The following is a 17,200-nucleotide window of genomic DNA, read 5'->3' as shown; positions in this document are numbered from 1 at the left end:
CCGCACCTCGCGGGGGGTCAGCGAAGTCCGAGGGGGCGGTCGAGGGCCAGTCGGATCAGGCGGTCCACGAGCTCGGGGTAGTCCACCCCACTGGCTGCCCACATCCGCGGGAACATCGACAGGTTCGTGAACCCGGGCATGGTCTCGACCTCGTTGAGCACGATCCGGCCGTCGTCGAAGACGAAGAAGTCGACCCGGGCCAGACCCTCCACACCGAGGGCCTCGAAGGCACGAACGGCATACGACTTGATGCGGTCGGCGAGCTCGGGCTCCATCTCGGCAGGCACGTCGAGGGCGGTGTTCTCCTCGGGGAGGTACTTGGCCTCGAGGTCGTAGAACTGGTGGTGGGCATCGATGCGGATCTCACCGAGCTCACTGGTCAGGTGCGGCTCGTTGCCCTCGCCCTGCAGGACCCCGCACTCGACCTCGCGGGCCCCGATCGCGGCAGCCTCGACGATCACCTTCGGGTCGAAGCGGCGCGCTTCCTCGAGCGCCGCGTCGAGGTCGTCGGCCGAGTTGACCCGGCTGATCCCGAAGCTGGATCCGGCTCGCGCCGGCTTCACGAAGACCGGGAAACCGAGCTCGGCGATCCGGTCACGCGCTCCGGTCTCGTCGCGCGCCCACTCCCGCGGCGTCACCACGACGTACGGCAGCACGGGAAGGTCCTGCGCCTCGAAGAGCAGCTTCATGAATGCCTTGTCGGTGCCCACCGCACTCGACAGCACCCCGGCGCCGACGTAGCGCACGCCCACCATCTCGAGCAGCCCCTGCAGGGTGCCGTCCTGCCCGAAGGGACCGTGCATCACCGGGAACACCACGTCGATGTCACCCAGTCCCTCGCCCGGGGCGGCCCCACCCCCGTCGCGGAGCTCGAGGCTGGTGCGCTCGCCGTGCGTGAGGGTGACCTCGCGGTCACCGACCACGTTCGGCATCTCGCCGGCGGGGCCGAGCGCGAGCTGGTTGGTCTCGGGGTTCTCCAGCACCCACTCACCGGTGGTGCTGATGCCGATCGGGACCACGTCGTACTTCTCGGGGTCGATCGCCTTCAGCACGCTGCCGGCAGAGATGCAGGAGATGGAGTGCTCGCTGGAGACGCCGCCGAACACGACGGCGACACGGGGCTTGCGGTTCGAGGAGGTCATTGGCGAGAACCCTAGGGCATGGGTCAGGCGTGGACGGCGTCCAACTCGGCCTTGGTGAGAACTGGGCGGACCTCGAGCTCGACGTCGGCCAGCGGGTTCTCTCCCTCAGGACTGCGGTCGATCGCGCAGACGACCACCTCCACGATCGCCCCGGCCGCACGCAACGCGTTCGTGGCATCACGGACCGCGCCACCCGTGGTGATCACGTCCTCGACCAAGGTGATGCGACGGCCTTCGATGCCGGGCCCCTCGGCCAGCTTGCAGGTGCCGTACTCCTTGGCCTTCTTGCGCACGAACAGCGCCGGCAGGTCCACCCGCATGCTCAGCGCGGTGACGATGGGGATGCCACCCAGCTCGAGCCCGCCCAGCAGCTCGGTTCCTTCGGGGACCAGGTCGACCATCTGGTCGGCGACCCGGGCCAGCAGCGCCGGGTCGGACTCGAAGAGGTACTTGTCGAAGTACTCGTTCGACACCTGACCGGAGCGGAGGGTGAACTCTCCGCTGAGGCGGCAGCAGGCGTCGATGTCGCGGGCCAAGGTGGTCTTCGTCTCGTCAGTCACGGGCTCCATCATGTCGTACCCGCGGAAGTCCTAGTGTGGGTGCCATGCCTGAGAAGTCGTTGCGCCCCGCCACCCTTGCCGTCACCGTCGGCCGCCCCGACGCCGAGCCGGACGCCCCGCTGAACGTGCCGATCACGATGGCCTCGACCTACGTCGCCGGAGGCGACACCGAGTACGGTCGCTACGGCAACCCCACGTGGCAGGCCTTCGAGGACGCACTCGGTTCGCTCGAGGGTGGTCGGTGCATCTCGTTCGCCTCCGGGCTTGCCGCGGTCGCCACCATCCTCGACCTCGTCGGGCAGGGCCAGAAGGTGGTCGCTCCGCGGCACTCCTACAACGGCACGGTCATGCAGCTGGCCGACCTGGAGTCGCGCGGTCGCATCGTCGCGCACCTGGTCGACATCACGAACACCGATGAGGTCGTCGCGGCCTGTGCCGACGCCTCCCTCGTGTGGCTCGAGTCCCCGACCAACCCGGCGCTGGAGATCGCCGACATCCCGGCCGTCCGGGCTGCCGCCCACGAGGCCGGCGCCTACGTGGTGGTCGACAACACCTTCGCCACTCCCCTTCGCCAGCAGCCGCTCGACATGGACGTCGACATCGTCGTGCACTCGGCCACCAAGTACATCGCCGGCCACAGCGACGCACTGATGGGTGCCGTCATCACGCGCGACGCCGAGCTGTTCGACGTGCTCAAGAAGCGTCGCGACCTGATCGGCGCCGTGCCCGGCACCCTCGAGGCCTACCTGGCGCTGCGCGGCATCCGCACCCTGCACCTGCGCGTGGAGCGTGCGGAGGAGAACGCCAAGGAGCTGGTCCGCCGGCTCGAGGAGCACCCGGCGGTCGACGAGGTCCGCTACCCGGGCTTCGGCGGCATCATCTCGGTCGTGCTCGGGCAGGGCGCGATGGCGGCGGACCTGTTGACCCGCAAGACGTCGCTGTGGATCCACGCCACCAGCCTGGGTGGCGTCGAGTCGACCTTCGAACGCCGCCGGCGGTGGAGCAGCGAACCGGCAACCATCCCTGACGCCCTCGTGCGGATGTCGGTCGGCGTCGAGGACGTCGATGACCTGTGGGACGACCTGCGCAGGGCGCTCGACGACCTGGTCTGAGCCTCAGTTGCCACTCGTCTCCCGGGTCACCCGGTCTCGACACGCTCCGTCGCGACCTCGCTCCACGGCCCACCCTGCCTGTCGCGTCAGTAGCGCTCGGGCTTGATGTCGCGGGCGATGAAGCCGTCCATCATCCCGCCGACGGTGAGGCGCCCGGCGACGACCTCGGTGACGGCCTCGGCCAAGGGCGCATCGACCCCGTTGCGCCGGGCCAGGTCGAGGATCGAGGCGCACGACTTCGCGCCCTCGGCGACCTGGTTGGTGCTGGCGTAGATCTCCTCGGTGGTCATGCCCTGCCCGAGCTTCTCACCGAACGTGCGGTTGCGCGACAGCGGGGAGGAGCAGGTGGCGACGAGGTCGCCCAGGCCGGCCAGGCCCATCATCGTGAGCGGGTTCGCCCCGAGCTTCTCTCCGAGGCGAGCCGTCTCCGCCAGGCCACGAGTGATCACGGAGGCGGTGGTGTTGTCACCGAAGCCGAGGCCGATCGCCATCCCGACACCGAGACCGACCACGTTCTTGTAGGCCCCACCGAGCTCGCAGCCGACGACGTCGACAGAGGTGTAGGGCCGGAACGCCTTGGAGTGGCACAGCGACTGCAACCGCTTGGCGACCTCCTCGTCCTCACAGGCCACCACGGAGGCGGCCGGTTCACGCCGGGCGATCTCACGCGCGAGGTTGGGGCCGCTGACCACCCCGATCCGCTCGGAACCGGCGCCGGTCACCTCGGCGATCACTTCGCTCATCCGCTTGACCGTGCCGAGCTCGACGCCCTTCATCAGGGAGACCATCACGGCCTCGCGCGGGATGAACGGCGCCCAGGTGGTCAGGTTCTCGCGGAGCGACTGCGACGGCACCGTGAGCACGACGATCTCGGCGCCGGCCAGCGCCCGCTCGGGATCCGTGGTGGCGGAGATGCTGTGCGGCAGCTCGATGCCGGGCATGTAGTCGGAGTTCTCGTGCTTGCCGTTGATCGACTCACACACCTCCTCTCGCCGAGCCCACACCGTGACGTCGTTGCCGGCGTCGGCCAGGATCATCGAGAACGCAGTCCCCCATGAGCCCGCGCTGAAGACTGCCACCTTGCTCATCGCTTGTCCTTGCCCTTCTTGCGGGGATTGCCAGTCATGCTGACTCCGGCCTTGCGTGGATCGAACCGCTCCGCCGGCGCCTTCTCCCCGCGGATGTCCTCCAGGAGGCCGGTGATCGCATCCATGATGCGAGCCATCGCCACCTTCGTGGTGGCGGCGGAGGCGCGTTCGTGATCGGGGAGAGCACGGAGGTCGTCGAGCCGCACCGGATCACCGACCTTGATCGTGACCGTCTTGCGAGGCAGCAGGCGTGGCTTCGTCGTGTAGGGCGCGAGGATGTCCTGCACACCCCAGTTGGCGACCGGGATCACCGGGGCACCGGTCTCGAGGGCAATCCGCGCCGCACCGGACTTGCCGGTCATCGGCCAGAGCCCGGGGTCACGCGTGATCGTGCCCTCCGGGTAGACGACCACGCACTCTCCCCTGCGCACCGCCTGGACGGCCGCATCGAAGGCGCCCGCGGCATCGGTGCTCTGCCGCTTGACGGGGATCTGGCCAGCCGCGGTCAGGAAGAAGCCGAGGAACTTGTTCCGGAACAGCCCGTCCTTGGCCAGGTAGCGCGCCAGTCGTCCGTGGTCGTGCAGGACGTGCGCGGCCATCAGCGGATCAAGGTGGGACACGTGGTTGAGCGCGATGACGCAGCCGCCGGTGGCCGGGATCTTCTCGCCGTCGATCCAGACCCGCTTCGACACGGCCAGGAGGATCGGCTTCAGGATGGCGACCGCCACGGTCCATGCCCAGCCACGGGGTTGGTCGAGTTCTCGAACGCTCAAGGTGCTCTTCTCATCCTTCCGGTGCGGTCCCTCTGCCCGGACCACGCTGCGACGTGTCAGCAGGCTACTCGGTGAGGGCGCTGGTGACCCTCGGGCACGCGGTCGGGTGCGCGGGTGGGAGGATCGTGGCGATGTCCTCTCCGTCTTCCTTCGTCGCCCTGGTCCCGGTGAAACCGCCGGCCGTGGGCAAGTCGCGGCTCGGCACGATGCCGGATCCGGATCGGATCCGACTCGCCACGGCCTTTGCCCTCGACACCATCGCGGCTGCCCTCGCCGCGGAGCGCGTGGCGGACGTGATGGTGGTGACGGACGACTTCCGCTTCGCCTCGATGGCACGGGAGGCCGGGTGCTCGGTGCTGCCCGACGGGGTGAACGGCGACCTGAACGCCACCCTCGAGCAGGCCGCCCATGAGTGCACGCGACGGTGGCCGGCCCATGGACTGGTCGCCCTCTGCGCCGACCTCCCGGCGTTGCACCCGACCGAGCTGAGCGCCGCCCTCGCCGACGTGCCGCTCGAGGGCGCGGCATTCGTCGCCGACGCCGCCGGCACCGGGACGACGATGTATGCCGCCCGGTCCCTGCGCGACTTCAAACCGGGCTTCGGACTCGCCTCCGCGCAACGACACCGGTCTGACGGAGCACGGCTGATCGGTGAGGACCTCGCCAGCCTCCGGCACGACGTCGACGAGGCAGGCGACCTCGGTCGGGCCATGGTGCTGGGTGTGGGAGTGCACACAGCAGCGGCGATCCATGTGTGGCGCCCAGAGGTCGGGTGACCCGAGACGTCGCCGCACGCACCGACGCCGCCTCCCGTGGTGACGGGAGACGGCGCCGGGTCTAGCCGTTGGGTCAGGCCTTCTTGGCGGGCGTCTTCTTGGCCGCCGACTTGGTGGCGGCGCTCTTGGTGGCCGTCTTCTTCGCCGGAGCAGCAGCCTTCGTCGTCGACTTCTTCGCCGCTGCCTTGGCAGGAGCCTTCTTCGCCGCCGCCTTCGCGGGCGCCTTCTTGGCGGCCGACTTGGTGGCGGTCTTCTTCGCCGGAGCAGCAGCCTTCGTCGTCGACTTCTTCGCCGCTGCCTTGGCAGGAGCCTTCTTCGCCGCCGCCTTCGCGGGCGCCTTCCTGGCGGCCGACTTGGTGGCGGCGGCGCTCTTGGTGGCCGTCTTCTTCGCCGGAGCAGCAGCCTTTGCCGTCGACTTCTTCGCCGCTGCCTTGGCAGGAGCCTTCCTCGCCGCCGCCTTCGCAGGCGCCTTCTTGGCCGCCGACTTCGTGGCGGTCTTCTTGGCGGCGCCGGCGGCCTTCGACGTGGCCGAGGCTGCCGCCTTCGCGGGAGCCGTGGCCTTGGCCAAGGTCAGCTTGGGCAGCTTCTTGGCGCCCGAGATGACGGCCTTCAGGTCGGCACCCGGGGTGAACTTGGGGATCGCCTTCTTCTTGGCGCGCATGGTCTCGCCGGTGCGCGGGTTGCGAACGGTGCGAGCCTCGCGGATCTTCTTCTCGAACGAGCCGAATCCCGTGATGGCGACCTTCTCCCCCTTCGCCACCTCTCGGGTGATCGTGTCCAGGACGGACTCGAGGGCGTGGGCGGCAGCCTTCTTGTTGCCTTCGTATCGCGTTGCCAGAGCTTCGATGAGCTGAGTCTTGTTCACTAGCTTCCCTTCCAATGAACCCAATGCGGCCGAGCCCATGCTCGACATCTCCCATGCACGCTAGGTATTCGTGGCCCTTGTCACAATGACCAAGCCGTCATTTCGAGCGACTATTTTTGAATTCCGCGCGTCGGCACAAGCGCCGTATTCCCTTGCACAACAACGGATTGGCCAATTGATGGTCAATCAAAAAACGCGAATCCCCAACCAGACAAGGGAATTCGCGCTTCTCGAAGGGCTGCGACCAGTTCAGAGAGTGGCCGGCTTCCAGCTCGGTCGTGCGGATTCGTAGGCAGCAATGTCAGCCTCGTTGGCCAGCGTGATGCCGATGTCGTCGAGGCCGTTGAGCAGGCGGTATCGCGTGTAGTCGTCGATGTCGAAGGAGTCCTCGATCGCGTCGGGACCTTCACCGGCCCGGACCGTGCGGCTCTCGAGGTCGACCGTGACCGTCGCTCCCGGGTGGTCGTCGAGGTGGTCCCAGATCTTCTGCACGACCTTCTCGTCGACCTGTGCTGCCAGCAGCCCGGCCTTGCCCGAGTTGCCGCGGAAGATGTCGGCGAAGCGCGACGAGATCACGACCTTGAACCCGTAGTTCTGCAGGGCCCACACCGCGTGCTCGCGCGACGATCCCGTGCCGAAGTCGGGGCCCGCGACCAGCACGGAGGCTTCGGCGTACTCGGGCTTGTTCAGCACGAAGCTCTCGTCATTGCGCCACGCTGCGAAGAGACCGTCCTCGAAGCCGGTGCGCGTGACCCTCTTGAGGTAGACGGCGGGAATGATCTGGTCGGTGTCGACATTGCTGCGCTTGAGCGGAGCTGCCACGCCGGTGTGGGTGGTGAACTTGTCCATGGGAAACCTTTCGGTGGGCGGGTGACGCCGAGGTGCGAGGCGGTGTGTCGAGGCTCAGGCGTCCGCGCCGGCGAGCTCGGACAGGTCAGCAGGCGAGGAGAGCGTGCCGCGCACGGCGGTTGCGGCCGCAACCGGGACCGAGACGAGGTGCGTGCGGCCGCCCTTGCCCTGTCGTCCCTCGAAGTTGCGGTTGGACGTCGACGCGCTGCGCTCACCCGGGGTCAGCTGGTCGGGGTTCATGCCCAGGCACATCGAGCAGCCGGCGCCACGCCATTCGGCGCCCGCCTCGATGAAGACCTGGTCGAGGCCCTCCTCCTGCGCCTGCAGACGGACCCGGACCGAACCGGGCACGACGAGCAGACGGGTGCCGTCGGCGACCTTGTGGCCCTTGATGATGTCGGCAGCCAGGCGCAGGTCCTCGATGCGTCCGTTGGTGCACGAACCGACGAAGACCGTGTCGACCTTGACGTCACGCATCGGCGTGCCGGCTTCGAGGCCCATGTACTTCAGGGCGTTCTCGGCGCCGATGCGGTCCTGCTCATCCTCGAACGAGGCCGGGTCGGGCACGTTGCCGCCGAGCGGCACGCCCTGGCCGGGGTTGGTGCCCCAGGTCACGAACGGCGTCATCTCGGAGGCGTCGAGGACGATCTCCTTGTCGAAGACGGCGTCGTCGTCGGTGACGAGGGTCCTCCAGTGCTCGACCGCGGCGTCCCAGTCGGCGCCCTTGGGCGCCTCGGGCTTGCCCTCGATGTAGTCGAAGGTGGTCTGGTCGGGGGCGATCAGACCGGCCTTGGCACCCCACTCGATCGACATGTTGCAGACCGTCATCCGCCCCTCCATGGAGAGCTCCTCGATGGCCTGGCCGCGGTACTCGACGATGTAGCCCTGGCCGCCACCGGTGCCGGTGTGGGTGATCAGGGTCAGCACCATGTCCTTGGCGGTGACGCCTTCGGGCAACGAGCCGTTGATGGTGACGGCCATCGTCTTCGGCTTGGCCTGCATCAGGGTCTGGGTGGCCAGCACGTGCTCGACCTCGGAGGTGCCGATGCCGAAGGCGATCGCACCGAAGGCACCGTGGGTGCTGGTGTGGGAGTCGCCGCAGACGATCGTCATGCCGGGCTGGGTGAGCCCGAGCTGCGGGCCGACCACGTGCACGATGCCCTGCTCGACGTCGCCGAGCGGGTGCAGGCGTACGCCGAACTCCTCGGCGTTCTTGCGCAGGGTGTCGACCTGGGTCTTCGAGACCGGGTCAGCGATCGGCTTGTCCCAGTCGAGGGTCGGGACGTTGTGGTCCTCGGTGGCCAGCGTCAGGTCAGGGCGGCGCACCTTGCGACCGGCCAGGCGCAGTCCGTCGAAGGCCTGCGGCGACGTGACTTCGTGGATGAGATGGAGATCGATGAAGAGGAGGTCGGGCTCTCCCTCAGCACTGCGCACGACGTGCTCGTCCCACACCTTCTCCGACAGGGTCTTGCCCATGACTTCCTCCACGACTTTCTCGAACGACGTTCTTCAGATCACAGAGCGTAGCGCTTGCATCCCACGATCCGAGACGGCAGTATTGCCATATGGACAACTCTAGCGGAGTCGGCGTTCTCGACAAAGCCGCCCTGGTGCTCGCCGCACTCGAGGCTGGACCGGCAACCCTCGCCGGGCTCGTGGCAGGCACCGGCCTGGCCCGACCCACGGCTCACCGACTGGCCGTGGCCCTCGAGCACCATCGCCTGGTGGCTCGCGACATGCAGGGACGCTTCGTCCTCGGCCCCCGCCTGTCAGAGCTCTCGGCAGCAGCCGGCGAGGACCGCCTGCTGGCCGCGGCCGGCCCGGTGCTGGCCCGGCTGCGCGACATCACCGGCGAGTCCGCCCAGCTGTGGCGCCGTCAGGGGGAGCACCGCGTCTGTGTCGCCGCCGCAGAGCGCCCGAGCGGCCTGCGGGACACCATCCCGGTCGGCTCCCAGCTGACCATGCGGGCCGGCTCCGCGGCCCAGGTCCTGCTGGCCTGGGAGGACCCCGAGCGGATGCACCGCGGCCTGCAGAACGCGGCGTACTCAGCCACCGCGCTCTCCGGCATCCGGCGTCGTGGCTGGGCCCAGTCGGTCGGCGAGCGCGAGCAGGGAGTCGCCTCGGTCTCTGCTCCGGTGCGCTCCCCCAGCGGAAAGATCATCGCCGCGGTCTCGGTCTCGGGGCCCCTCGAGCGACTCTCACGCCAGCCCGGGCGTATGCACGCACCGGCCGTCATCGCTGCGGCAGAGCGACTCTCGGAGTCACTGCGGCGCGCCGCCGCCGAGTAGCCCGAGGACGCACGTGCACGCGTGGCGCCGTCGCTGTTGCGGCGGCGCCACGCGCGTTCACCTCACTTGCAGAAGACCTCCACCCGGTAGGTGGTGTTGTCACCGGGACGTGAGTCAGCGACGTCGACCCTGATGTTGTACCTGCCGCTGCCGGAGCGGTAGTTCTCACCCCGCGGGCCGGTCACGTGGTCGATCGTGCAGCCCGGTTGGTCCTCCACCGTGATGCGGTGGGAGCCGGCCTCGGCTGCTTCGACGTGTGCCTCCCAGTAGGCCAGGAGGCTGGGGTCGTACTCGGAGAACTTCACGTTGGAGGCGCCGTTGGTGTCGGTCCAGCCAGCCTCCATGCCGAGGAGCGGTGTGCTCGAGCCGTCCTTCCAGAAACGCGTGTCGATCTCCACGATCGCGTTGGCCCGCACCTTGAAGTTGTCCGTCTTGCTGTAGCGCGGCACGAAGCAGTGGCGGTTGCCACCGGAGCTGCAGTTCAGGCTGGAGGTGGGCGTGAGCCACACCTTGTACTCCCCTCCGTTGTTGGGAGTGTCGGCGAAGGGGAAGAGCTGGACCGTGATGCCACCGTCCTCACCGTCCGCGCCGAGGGCGTGGGCACCTGTCGTGCACTCCGGTCCGGCCAGGACCGCCGTGAAGACACCCGAGGCGTCCACGACCACCTGCCGACAGGACACGTTGTCCTCGGAGAGCAGGGTCTTGCCATTGGGGTCGGTGACCTGGAAGGAGTAGGTGCCTGCCGGCAGCCCGGCCGCCGAGTCGGGCGCGTTGAGTCCGGGGCCGCCGTTGAGGTGGACGTCCGTCTTGGCCGCGTAGTGGTTGAGGTTGACGGGGACTCCGGTGCCGTCCGAGGTGAAGATGGCGCCGGAGAGGTTGCCACCCGGCGCGGCCGTCGACGGCGGAAGGCCGACGAGGAACGCCAGGGGCAGGAGCAAGGCAGGCAGGATGCGCAGCTTTCTGGTCATGGGAGTGCCCTTCGGGGGAGGTCAGGCGGGGCGTCGGGGGGCGCCCCGCCTGTCCACGCCAGGAATCGCTCCCCACGAACGCATCACCAGATTTGGGGCACCGGCACGCCAGCGACCAGAGCGTGGACGTCGCGGGCGATCGCGGCGTGGAGTGTCGCCGAGGGACGGAACCCGTCGTCCGCGAAGAGGTCGGCCGCCCCACCCGCCATGCCGGGGTCCAGGGCGAGATGGTCCACCTGCGGGTACGTCGCGACCAGGGCGCGACCGACACGGTCCAGGGACCGGGAGCGCAGCCCGAGGACGGAGCGCAGCGGCCGGGGAAGCCGCACGAACGCACCCATGTCCGGCACACCCAGCAGCACGACTCGGGCGCTCGGTGCAGATGTCGTCACCGAGGCCAGCAACACGTCGAGCTCGCGGCGCCAGCGTCGGAGGGAGTGCATTCCCTTGGCGTCGTTGACCCCCACCGACAGGACGACCACGTCGGCGTCCGCCAGGTCGGCGGCACGCGACTCCACCAGGTGGAGGACGCCAGCAGCGGTCAGGCCCGAGCGTGCGACCACCGTCCGGCGGACCGCACGGTCCCCCGAGAGCAGCACCGCGAGCCTGCCGGCGAGGGTCTCGTCGTGGTGGGCAATGCCCACCCCGGCAGCCACCGAGTCACCCAGGACCACGAGGTGGAGCGCCTCGCCGGACCCGGCGTGCTCACCGAGCAGCCCGTCGGCCTCCGGCAGGCGCTCGATCGTTCGCCGCGCCGTGATGCCCTGCCAGGCGAGGACGCCCACGGCACCGAGGGCCAGCACGGGAGCCCCGAGCAGGAGGCGCTCGGCGCGCATCAGAAGAGCGAGTCCTGCTCGAGGTCGAGCAGCGTCTGCTTGCGCTGCATCCCGCCGGCGTAGCCGGTGAGGGTCCCGTTGGCGCCGATCACCCGGTGGCACGGGATCACGATCGGGATCGGGTTCCGGCCGTTGGCGGTGCCGACGGCACGCGACGCGGCACTGGTGTGTCCGAGACGGTGGGCGATCTCGCCGTAGGATGCGGTCCAGCCGTGCGGGATCTCGAGGAGCTCCTTCCAGACCCGTTGCTGGAACTCGGTGCCGACCGGCGCCAGTGGCAGGTCGAACTCGGTCAGCTGCCCGTGGAAGTAGGCCGCCAGCTGGCGCACCGTCTCGACCAGCAGGGGATGGTCGTCCCGGCGCTCCCCCATCGGACGCCCGACCATCGGCGCCCGGAACGGGCTGAACTCGATCGCAGCGATCGAGCCCTCACGCTCGACGATCCGCAGCTCGTCCACCGGCGAATCCATCACGGTCCACATGTCAGCTCATCTCCTCGGGGTGGGCAAGTGATCGCCACAGGTACATCAGTGCATACGAGCGCCACGGGCGCCAGGCCTCGGAGATCTCCTCGGCCCCCTTGGGATCCGCGCCGAGCCCGGCCAGCGCGTGGCGCACGGCGACGTCGGTCGGGAGGAACACGTCGGGGTCACCCAGCGCACGCATCGCCAGGTAGTCAGCGGTCCACGGCCCGATGCCGGGCAGTGCCACCAGGGACTGTCGTACGTCGACCCGGTCGGCGCCCCGGTCGAGGTTGACGTCGCCGTCGGCCAACCTGGCACAGAGCCCCGTCAGGGCTCGCCCGCGAGCCCGCGGCATCGGCAGCTCCTCGGGGTCGAGTTCCGCGATGGCCGACACCGTGGGGAACAACGTGGTCAGGCCCTCGCCGACCAGCTCGTCAGGCAGCTCGACACCGTGGGCAGCCGCCAGGCGTCCAGCAACGGTGCGCGCCCCCGCGACACTCACCTGTTGGCCGAGGACGGCACGCACGGCGATCTCGTTGCCGTCGACGTGGCCCGGGACGCGGAGCCCCGGCAGGGCACGCGCCTGCGCACCGACCAGCGGATCGTCGGCCAGCTGGTCGGTGACCGCGACCGGGTCGCAGTCGGCGTCGAGGAGTCGGCGTACGCGCTCGACAGCGGCCGCCGTGTCGCGCAGGTCCGTGAGCCGGAATGTGGCCGCCGCCAGGGCGATGCCGCCGACCTCGAGCGCGTCGTCCAGCTCGATCCGGACTGTTCCGGGTCCGTGCGGCAGGGCCAGTGATCGGGCGTACCACCCGTCGCCGGCAGCCTCGACCCCCGGCACCGCGCGCAGGGCCAGGAAGTCCAGCAGCGCGCGGCCGGCGAACGGCGTGCGCACGGCCAACCGCATGGTCAGCGCTCCGGGTGTGGAGGGCGCGCTCCTCCTGCGTCCGCGCAGCTCGGTCGGCGACGACGCATAGACCTCGCGGATCGTGTCGTTGAACTGGCGGATGCTGGAGAACCCTGCGGCGAAGGCGACATCGGCGAAGGACATCGTGGTGGTCTCGATCAGGATCCGTGCGGTCTGTGCGCGACGGGCCCTGGCCAACGCCAGTGGGCCGGCGCCGAGCTCGGAACCGAGCAGCCGGGTCAGGTGCCGTGAGGTGTAGCCCAGCCGGGTGGCCAGGCCCTCGACCCCGTCGCGGTCGACGACACCGTCGGCGATCAGGCGCATCGCCCGGCCCGCCACGTCGGCGGCCACGTCCCAGTCGGGGCTGCCGGGAGTGGCGTCGGGAAGGCACCGCTTGCAGGCCCGGAAGCCGGCGGTCTGTGCGGCCGCAGCCGTCGGGAAGAAGCTGACGTTGCGGAAGGCGGGAGTGCGTGCCGGGCAGGACGGCCGGCAGTAGATCCCGGTGGTGCGCACCGCTGTGTAGAACACCCCGTCGAAGCGACGGTCCTTGCTCTTCACGGCCCGGTAGCAGGCCTCCGTGTCGGTGAACATGTCTCCATCCTGCCCCATGGGCGACTGCCCATCTGGCGGAAATCAGACCCCACCGTCACTGGTCGAGTGACCGGCTGAGCTCGTCGCGCGAGTGGACTCCCAGCTTCGTGTAGATGTGACGGAGGTGGTACTCCACCGTCTTCGGGCTGAGGAACAGCGCCGCCGCAGCCTCCCGAGTGGTCCGGCCACTGCCCAGCATCGCCGCGATGCGGACTTCTTGTGGTGTCAGCAGGTCGATGCTCCGATCGCCGCGTCGGTGCGGGTGCTCACCAGTGGCCTCCAGCTCGAGGGCGGCCTGCTGGACCCAGGGCTCGGCACCCAACCGGTCGAACGTGGCGAGTGCCTCCCGCAGGAGCGTCCGAGCCGCGACGCGTCGTCGTGACCGTCGCAACCAGGCCCCGTAGGCCAGCCGGCTCCGGGCGTCCTCGAAGGCGTCGGGGCTGTCGCGGTGCAGGACCAGGGCACGCTCGAAGTGGACGGCCGCTGCTTCCCCCGGTGTCACGGCGGCCAGGGCTCGCTCCGCGCGCGCGATCGCCCAGGGCTGACCCTTGGCGATGGCCCTCCGGTGGTAGTCGTCGGCGCGAGCCACGGCCTCGGGCCGACGTCCGCACCGGACCAGCGCCTCGACCATCTCCGGCCCGGGAGACAGGTCGACATCGAGCAGCCCGATGCGCTCCAGGTAGGAGTCGAGCCCGGCGTGGTGGGCCAGGGCCTGCTCGGGGAGGCCACGTCCCAGGTCGAGGTCACCCAGGGCGAACAGCGACCAGGCCCGCGCCAGGTGCACCCGGTTCTCCGCGGCGAGCGCGGAGGCTTCCGCTGCGTCAGCCCGGGCACCGTCCGAGTCGCCCGTGCGGGCCCGCAACCAGGCCCGCCCGGCGAGCAGCATCGCCCGGTCCGTGGAGAGCCCGCACTCGCGCGCGAGGTCGATGCCCTCGTCGTAGCCGGCCCTGGCCGCCGCCCACCGATCCGTGGTCGCGTCATCGCGCGCGGTGTGGAACAGCAGGTCCGGCAGCATCCCCAGCGCACATCGGTCGCGGATCTCCTGCACGACGGTCTCGAGGAACTCGTGTGCCGTGGACGACTCGCGCAGGAACAGCACCCCAGCCACGATCCAGGACGGATGCCGCAGGTCGTCGCGCCACCACGTCCCCGCGGCCAGCTCCTCCAGTGCCGAGCGGATCAGCTCGATCCCCGGCTGACCGGCCAGCACACGGGCCACACCGATCCAGACCCGTCCCCGCACGTCGGCGTACGGCGTCGTCGTGCCGGGCAGCAGCTCCTCCAGCAGCGTCGCGGCTTCCGACGCATCGGTCGTCGCACCGAGCAGGAAACAGGTCTGCACGAGGTCTGCGGCGAAGATGGCCGCGGTGTCGGGATCGGCCGACGCCAGCCCGGCCACCGCCCGCCGCAGCAGCACCCGGGCCTTCCTCAGGGACCCCGTTCGCATCTCGAGCTGGCCGCGCGTGCCCTCGACCTCGGCGCGCAGACGGAGGTCGGGCGCCGACGTGGCGGCGCGGTCGAGGAGGCCGAGCGCCCGCACGACCTGTCCGGCCAACGAAGCGGCCTCACCGGCGCCGCGCAGCAGGACGGCACGCCTCGCCTCCTGGGAGGACAACGACGCGGCGCGCTCGAATGCGGTCGCCGCGACCGAGTGCGCTCCCCGGTTCTCCGCCCGCTCCGCGACCTCGGTCATCGCGACGGCGAGGTCGTCGTCAGGACCGATCGTCGCCTCGCTCAGGTGCCACGCCCGCCGATCCGGTGCGGACGCCGGCTGGACCAGGGCCACGGCCCGGTGCGCCCGCCGACGTTCGTCCGCAGGTGCGCAGGCATAGGCACTGGCCCGGGCCAACGGGTGACGGAACTCGAGGTGGCCGGCACTGAGCCGGACCAGGCCGACGCGTTCCGCCTCGTCGAGGACGCCGACGTGGATGCCCATGCCGGCGAGTGCCCGATCGGCGACCGTCACGTCTCCCTCGGAGATCGAGGCCACGAGCAGCGCGGTCCGGGCGTCGGCTGCCAGGCCGGACACACGTCGGGCGAACTCCCCCAGGACCCGGTCGGACACCTGCACGGGACTGGGCGGGGCCAGGGACGCGACACTGTCGAGGCTTGCGGCCAGCTCGGCCACCGCCAGCGGGTTTCCTCCGGTGGCCCGCCGGATCCGGTCGGCGAGGTCACCGGGCACCGAGGCGCCCGTCCGGGCGCGCAGCAGCTGTGCGACGTGCTCGACGGTGAGTCCCCGGAGCGGCAGCTGCGGGAGTGGTGCGTCGTGAAGAGGGCTGCCGGGCGCCGGCCGTGTCGCCACCAGCACGGCAACCGGGTCGGCCATCAGGCGCCTGCACGCGAAGACGAGGGCCTCCGCGGACGGCCGGTCCAACCACTGGGCGTCGTCGACGACGAGCAGCAGGGGTTGGTCCTCGGCGCACCTGCTCAGCAGGCTGAGCGTCGCGGCCGACACGGCGAAGCGATCCGCGGCGGTGCCCTCACGCAGGGCCAGGGCGACTCCCAGGGCGTCGGCCTGGGGTGCGGGAATGGCCTCGACGAGGCCGAGGACCGGCCGCAGCAGGGCGTGCAGCCCGGAGAACGGCAGGTCCTGCTCGGACTCACTGCCCCGGGAACGCAGCACCCGCACGGACTCCGCCGTGCCGGCGACGTGGTCGAGCAGGGAGGTCTTGCCGATGCCGGCCTCACCCGTGACGACCAGGACACCGCTCCGGGCAATCCGGGCGCCGCCGACGAGCCGTTCCATCGCCAGGATCTCGGCATCGCGGCCGATGATCATGAGTCGATGGTAGGCGAAGGACCAGGTGGGGCACCTGATTCGGAGGACCGCACGGCGATGTCACGGTGGCACGACCCACCACCACCCGAGGAGCTGCCATGACCACCATCGACCATCCCGCACCAGCAACCACCGAGATCGACCACGACAAGCTGATGGCCTTCGTCTTCCGCGCCGTGGACGAGGTGGGCGCCAGCCTGAATGCGGCGCTCGTCGTCCTGGGCGACGAGCTGGGCTACTACCGCTCGCTCGTTGAGCAGGGTCCCAGCACGTCAGCGGAGCTGGCCCAGCACACCGGGACCGAGCCGCACTACGCACGCGAGTGGCTCAATGCCCAGGCGGCCGGCGGCTACGTCTCCTACGACCCCGAGACAGGTCGTTACACCCTTCCTCCCGAGCACGCACTGGCCCTCACCGAACCCGACTGCCCGGCCTACCTGCCCGGGCTGTTCCAGACCGCGGTGGGTTCGATCACCGACACCCACGAGATCATCGAGGCCGCCCGTCGCGGTGACGGATTCGGCTGGGGTGAGCACAACGCGGACGTCCACGTCGGCTGCGAACGCTTCTTCCGTCCGGGGTACGTGGCCAACCTGGTCGATGCGTGGTTGCCGGCGCTCGACGGTGTCGTGGCGAAGCTCGAGGCCGGCGGCACGATCGCCGACGTCGGCTGCGGGCACGGCGCCTCGGCCATCCTGATGGCCACCGCCTTCCCGCAGTCCCGGATCATCGGCTCGGACTACCACCAGGCCTCGATCGAGACCGCTCGGACACGGGCCGAGGAAGCCGGTGTGGCGGACCGCATCACCTTCGTCACCGACTATGCACAGAGCGTGGCCGGGACCGACTTCGACCTGGTCACCACCTTCGACTGCCTGCACGACATGGGAGACCCGGTCGGCGCCGCCCGCAACATCCGGGACTCGATCGCCGACGACGGCACGTGGATGATCGTCGAGCCGACCGCCGGCGACCGTCCCGAGGACAACTTCAATCCCGTGGGCAGGGCCTACTACGGCTTCTCCACCCTGCTGTGCACTCCTGCCTCGCTGTCCCAGGACGTCGGCCTCGGCCTCGGCGCGCAGGCCGGTCCCGCCCGGATCCGTGACGTCGTCACCGCCGCAGGGTTCAGCCGGTTCCGGGTTGCCGCGGAGACCCCGTTCAACAAGGTCTACGAGGTGCGGCCCTGACGCCGTGGG

16 protein-coding genes are annotated in these 17,200 nt (G+C 70.0%); 4 read left to right on the top strand and 12 right to left on the bottom strand.

Going from position 1 to position 17,200, the window contains the following annotated elements; translation table 11 throughout:
* Window positions 1-17: 17 nt before the first annotated feature.
* A complete protein-coding gene (locus tag ncot_RS05865) occupies window positions 18-1,142 on the bottom strand; it encodes a D-alanine--D-alanine ligase family protein (protein WP_168616765.1) in 1,125 nt (374 codons plus the stop codon).
* A 23-nt stretch (window positions 1,143-1,165) separates the two neighbouring features.
* Window positions 1,166-1,702: an orotate phosphoribosyltransferase gene (gene pyrE / locus ncot_RS05860; RefSeq protein WP_240938090.1), complete on the bottom strand. Its 537-nt coding sequence runs from the start codon at window positions 1,700-1,702 to the stop codon at window positions 1,166-1,168.
* 44 nt (window positions 1,703-1,746) lie between these two features.
* Here pyrE and ncot_RS05855 point away from each other — a divergent pair, with 44 nt between their 5' ends.
* Window positions 1,747-2,814: an aminotransferase class I/II-fold pyridoxal phosphate-dependent enzyme gene (locus tag ncot_RS05855; RefSeq protein WP_168616764.1), complete on the top strand. Its 1,068-nt coding sequence runs from the start codon at window positions 1,747-1,749 to the stop codon at window positions 2,812-2,814.
* 86 nt (window positions 2,815-2,900) lie between these two features.
* On the opposite strand, the gene ncot_RS05850 is transcribed toward ncot_RS05855, so the two are convergent.
* Both ncot_RS05850 and ncot_RS05845 read right to left on the bottom strand, forming a co-directional pair.
* Window positions 2,901-3,902 carry an NAD(P)H-dependent glycerol-3-phosphate dehydrogenase gene (locus ncot_RS05850; protein WP_168616763.1) on the bottom strand — a complete coding sequence of 334 codons (1,002 nt, stop codon included), beginning with the start codon at window positions 3,900-3,902 and terminating at the stop codon, window positions 2,901-2,903.
* Entirely contained in the window at window positions 3,899-4,675 is a 777-nt protein-coding gene (locus ncot_RS05845) for a lysophospholipid acyltransferase family protein (protein WP_168616762.1), read from the bottom strand. The genes ncot_RS05850 and ncot_RS05845 overlap by 4 nt, the downstream gene beginning before the upstream one ends.
* Before the next feature lie 131 nt (window positions 4,676-4,806).
* Here ncot_RS05845 and cofC point away from each other — a divergent pair, with 131 nt between their 5' ends.
* The gene (gene cofC / locus ncot_RS05840; RefSeq protein WP_168616761.1) at window positions 4,807-5,451 is read left to right on the top strand and encodes a 2-phospho-L-lactate guanylyltransferase; all 645 of its coding nucleotides are present in this window, start codon (window positions 4,807-4,809) and stop codon (window positions 5,449-5,451) included.
* Window positions 5,452-5,524: 73 nt separating this feature from the next.
* Here the strand turns inward: cofC and ncot_RS05835 are convergent, their stop codons facing one another.
* The 3 genes from ncot_RS05835 to leuC all read right to left on the bottom strand — a co-directional run bounded on the left by ncot_RS05835 (window position 5,525) and on the right by leuC (window position 8,641).
* Window positions 5,525-6,316, bottom strand: a complete 792-nt coding sequence (locus ncot_RS05835) for an HU family DNA-binding protein (RefSeq protein WP_206065162.1) — start codon at window positions 6,314-6,316, stop codon at window positions 5,525-5,527.
* A 249-nt stretch (window positions 6,317-6,565) separates the two neighbouring features.
* A complete protein-coding gene (gene leuD / locus ncot_RS05830) occupies window positions 6,566-7,165 on the bottom strand; it encodes a 3-isopropylmalate dehydratase small subunit (RefSeq protein ID WP_168616759.1) in 600 nt (199 codons plus the stop codon).
* A 54-nt stretch (window positions 7,166-7,219) separates the two neighbouring features.
* Window positions 7,220-8,641 carry a 3-isopropylmalate dehydratase large subunit gene (leuC, locus tag ncot_RS05825; RefSeq protein ID WP_168616758.1) on the bottom strand — a complete coding sequence of 474 codons (1,422 nt, stop codon included), beginning with the start codon at window positions 8,639-8,641 and terminating at the stop codon, window positions 7,220-7,222.
* Window positions 8,642-8,730: 89 nt separating this feature from the next.
* Here leuC and ncot_RS05820 point away from each other — a divergent pair, with 89 nt between their 5' ends.
* The gene (locus tag ncot_RS05820; RefSeq protein ID WP_057323427.1) at window positions 8,731-9,453 is read left to right on the top strand and encodes an IclR family transcriptional regulator; all 723 of its coding nucleotides are present in this window, start codon (window positions 8,731-8,733) and stop codon (window positions 9,451-9,453) included.
* 62 nt (window positions 9,454-9,515) lie between these two features.
* Here ncot_RS05820 and ncot_RS05815 read toward each other — a convergent pair whose 3' ends face one another.
* The 5 genes from ncot_RS05815 to ncot_RS05795 all read right to left on the bottom strand — a co-directional run bounded on the left by ncot_RS05815 (window position 9,516) and on the right by ncot_RS05795 (window position 16,001).
* Window positions 9,516-10,421: a hypothetical protein gene (locus ncot_RS05815; protein ID WP_168616757.1), complete on the bottom strand. Its 906-nt coding sequence runs from the start codon at window positions 10,419-10,421 to the stop codon at window positions 9,516-9,518.
* Window positions 10,422-10,504: 83 nt separating this feature from the next.
* Window positions 10,505-11,257, bottom strand: coding sequence for an SGNH/GDSL hydrolase family protein (locus tag ncot_RS05810; protein ID WP_168616756.1), 753 nt, complete (start codon window positions 11,255-11,257; stop codon window positions 10,505-10,507).
* Complete coding sequence (locus tag ncot_RS05805; protein ID WP_346766633.1) at window positions 11,257-11,727, bottom strand: methylated-DNA--[protein]-cysteine S-methyltransferase; 471 nt, start codon at window positions 11,725-11,727, stop codon at window positions 11,257-11,259. Before ncot_RS05805 ends, ncot_RS05810 begins: the two co-directional genes overlap by 1 nt.
* 13 nt (window positions 11,728-11,740) lie before the next feature.
* Window positions 11,741-13,219, bottom strand: coding sequence for a DNA-3-methyladenine glycosylase 2 (locus ncot_RS05800; RefSeq protein ID WP_168616754.1), 1,479 nt, complete (start codon window positions 13,217-13,219; stop codon window positions 11,741-11,743).
* Between the two features lie 55 nt (window positions 13,220-13,274).
* Entirely contained in the window at window positions 13,275-16,001 is a 2,727-nt protein-coding gene (locus tag ncot_RS05795; protein ID WP_168616753.1) for a LuxR family transcriptional regulator, read from the bottom strand.
* A 98-nt stretch (window positions 16,002-16,099) separates the two neighbouring features.
* Here ncot_RS05795 and ncot_RS05790 point away from each other — a divergent pair, with 98 nt between their 5' ends.
* Entirely contained in the window at window positions 16,100-17,191 is a 1,092-nt protein-coding gene (locus ncot_RS05790; RefSeq protein ID WP_168616752.1) for a class I SAM-dependent methyltransferase, read from the top strand.
* Window positions 17,192-17,200 lie beyond the last annotated feature (9 nt).

The organism is Nocardioides sp. JQ2195 (assembly GCF_012272695.1).
Classification (GTDB): domain Bacteria; phylum Actinomycetota; class Actinomycetes; order Propionibacteriales; family Nocardioidaceae; genus Nocardioides.
This window is presented reverse-complemented; position numbering and strand designations above follow the sequence as displayed.

What these genes read in the sequence shown, in the direction of transcription:
- ncot_RS05865 (WP_168616765.1), bottom strand. Translation starts at nt 1,142, where the DNA reads ATGACCTCCTCGAACCGCAAGCCCCGTGTCGCCGTCGTGTTCGGCGGC.
- ncot_RS05855 (WP_168616764.1), top strand. Translation starts at nt 1,747, where the DNA reads ATGCCTGAGAAGTCGTTGCGCCCCGCCACCCTTGCCGTCACCGTCGGC.
- ncot_RS05850 (WP_168616763.1), bottom strand. Translation starts at nt 3,902, where the DNA reads ATGAGCAAGGTGGCAGTCTTCAGCGCGGGCTCATGGGGGACTGCGTTC.
- cofC (WP_168616761.1), top strand. Translation starts at nt 4,807, where the DNA reads ATGTCCTCTCCGTCTTCCTTCGTCGCCCTGGTCCCGGTGAAACCGCCG.
- leuD (WP_168616759.1), bottom strand. Translation starts at nt 7,165, where the DNA reads ATGGACAAGTTCACCACCCACACCGGCGTGGCAGCTCCGCTCAAGCGC.
- leuC (WP_168616758.1), bottom strand. Translation starts at nt 8,641, where the DNA reads ATGGGCAAGACCCTGTCGGAGAAGGTGTGGGACGAGCACGTCGTGCGC.
- ncot_RS05820 (WP_057323427.1), top strand. Translation starts at nt 8,731, where the DNA reads ATGGACAACTCTAGCGGAGTCGGCGTTCTCGACAAAGCCGCCCTGGTG.
- ncot_RS05815 (WP_168616757.1), bottom strand. Translation starts at nt 10,421, where the DNA reads ATGACCAGAAAGCTGCGCATCCTGCCTGCCTTGCTCCTGCCCCTGGCG.
- ncot_RS05810 (WP_168616756.1), bottom strand. Translation starts at nt 11,257, where the DNA reads ATGCGCGCCGAGCGCCTCCTGCTCGGGGCTCCCGTGCTGGCCCTCGGT.
- ncot_RS05805 (WP_346766633.1), bottom strand. Translation starts at nt 11,727, where the DNA reads ATGGATTCGCCGGTGGACGAGCTGCGGATCGTCGAGCGTGAGGGCTCG.
- ncot_RS05800 (WP_168616754.1), bottom strand. Translation starts at nt 13,219, where the DNA reads ATGTTCACCGACACGGAGGCCTGCTACCGGGCCGTGAAGAGCAAGGAC.
- ncot_RS05795 (WP_168616753.1), bottom strand. Translation starts at nt 16,001, where the DNA reads ATGATCATCGGCCGCGATGCCGAGATCCTGGCGATGGAACGGCTCGTC.
- ncot_RS05790 (WP_168616752.1), top strand. Translation starts at nt 16,100, where the DNA reads ATGACCACCATCGACCATCCCGCACCAGCAACCACCGAGATCGACCAC.